The organism is Streptomyces albipurpureus (assembly GCF_023701525.1).
Classification (GTDB): Bacteria; Actinomycetota; Actinomycetes; order Streptomycetales; family Streptomycetaceae; genus Streptomyces; species Streptomyces albipurpureus.
On sequence record NZ_JAMQAW010000064.1, the window covers coordinates 1 to 2,574 of the forward strand.

General features: G+C 66.6%; 1 protein-coding gene. It reads right to left on the reverse strand.

Annotation, left to right across the window (positions count from 1 at the left end; genetic code table 11):
• Positions 1–2,574, reverse strand: a 2,574-nt coding sequence (locus NBG84_RS33910; RefSeq protein ID WP_250923521.1) for a non-ribosomal peptide synthetase, incomplete at both ends; no start/stop codon positions are given.

The window sequence follows — 2,574 nt, forward strand, 5'->3', positions numbered from 1 at the left end:
CTGTCCCCGCCCACCGCGAAGAAGTCGTCATCGACACCCACCCGCTCCACACCGAGCACATCCGCGTACGCCGCGGTGATCACCGCCTCCGTCTCGGTGCCCGGCTCCCGGTAGACCCCGCCCGCGAACTCCGCCTCCGGAAGTCGCGAGCGGTCCAGCTTCCCCGTCGGCCCCAACGGCATCCGGCCAAGGGTCACAAAAGCCGACGGCACCATGTAGTCGGGCAACCGCTCCGCGGCGAACCTGCGCAACTCGGCGGCCGACACACCGGCCTGCACCCCCACATCACCGATCCCCCCACCACCCCCACCACCATCGCCACCCTCACCCGCACCTGCCTGCACCACATACGCCACCAGCCGGCGCCCACCCGAGGACACCTCCCGGCTGACCACCACCGCCTCACCGATCCCGCGATGCCCGGTCAACACCGCCTCGACAGCCGCGGTCTCGATACGGAAACCACGCACCTTCACCTGGCCATCGCTCCTGCCCACACACTCCAACAGGCCCCGCGCGTTCCAACGCGCCAGATCACCCGTGCGATACAACCGGTCCCCGACCGGACCGAACGGGTTCGCCACATACCGCTCAGCGGTCAAACCCGCCCGCCCCCGGTAGCCACGCCCCACGCACACCCCCGCCACATACAACTCACCCACCACACCGGGGGGCACCGGGGCAAGCCCCGGACCCAACACATAGGCACGCATATTCGCCAACGGGCTCCCGATCGGGACGACCTCGCCATCGACCCACTCCTGGGAACCCGCCAGGCAGAACACCGAGACATAGAAACTCTCACTCTGCCCATAGCCGTTCACCACCCGCACCCCCGGCAGAGCCCGCCGCACCTGCTCCACCAACCGGGCCGGAAGCACCTCACCCGCCAACACGACCGTACGCACACCGGCCGTCTTCCCCAAGTGACCGACCAACTCCCCCAACACCGAGGGAACCGCACTGATCACCTGCCCGTCCCAGCCCTCCCCCTCACCCAGCACCAGCACATCCGGCACCAACTCGACCGTGCCACCCGTGGACAACGCGGTCAGCAACTCGAAAACCGACACATCGAAATCCACCGACGTACCCGCCAGCATCCGCCACCCCGGCGGCACATCCAGGGCCCGCACCAACTCCCGCACCCCGTTCACCACATTACGATGCGTGATCACCGCGCCCTTCGGCCGCCCCGTCGAACCAGACGTGTACAACACATACGCCACATGGTCCGGACCCAGCCGCGCGACCCGATCCGCATCACCCAGCGCCGCCGCGCGCTCCGGTACACCGCCACCCAGACCGACCACCTCGACACCCCAGTCGGACAACACCCGCCCCACGTCCCCGTCCGCGTCCGCCAGCGCGAAACGCGGAGCCGCTTCCGGCAGCACACTGGCCACCCGCCCACCCACATACCGGGGATCCATCGGCAGATACCCGGCACCCGACTTGAGGATCCCCAGCAGGCCCACCACCAGATCCACCGTCCGCGGCAACGCCAGCACCACCAGATCCTCCGGCCCCACCCCACGCCGGACCAACTCCCACGCCACACCGTTCGCCCGACCATCGAGCTCCCGATACGTCAACGACCGATCCCCGCACACCACAGCCACCGCGTCCGGTGTCCTCGCCACCTGACCCTCGAACAGCCCGGGAACCGTCAACTCGCACACCGGAACGGCACAACCGTTCAACCCGACCAGCAACCGATCCCGCTCAGCCGCATCGAGCACATCAACCCCACCGACCCGGCACCCCGCATCCCCCACCAACCGGCCCAACACCCGCACAAAACGCCCCGCCAACCCCTCGACCGTCCCCCGGTCAAACAGGTCACTGGCATACTCCAGACGACACCCCGCCCCACCCGAACCATCCGGAACCAGATCAAAGAACAGATCAAACTTCGCCGTCCCCGTCTCCAACCGCTCCGCCCGCACCTCCAAACCACCACCGAAATCCGGCACCGGAACAGGAGGCTGCCACGACAACATCACCTGAAACAACGGGTGATACGCCGTCGACCGCTCCGGATTCAACACCTCCACCAACCGCTCAAACGGCAGATCCTGATGGTCATACGCGGCCAAAGACCGCTCCCGCACCCGCCCCAACAACTCCCGAAACGTCGGATTCCCCGACACATCAACACGCAACACCCACGTGTTCACGAAGAACCCGACCAAATCCCGCAACGCCTCATCCGTACGACCCGCGATCGGCACCCCGACCGGCACATCATCACCACAACCCAACTGATACAACAACACCGCCAACGCGGAATGCATCACCATCGAAACCGTGGCATCCTCCCGCGCGGCCAACACCTCCACCGACCGCAACACATCCGAACCAATCGAAAACCGAACCACACCACCCCGACGACTCAACTCCCGCGGCCGCGCACGATCAACAGGCAACGCAAGCGGCTGCACCAAACCCTCCACAACCCCCCGCCAATACCCCAACTCCCGCGCCGCCACACTCCCCGGATCAGACTCCTCACCCAACACATCCCGATGCCACAACGCATAATCCGCATACTGCACCGGCAACGAATCCCAC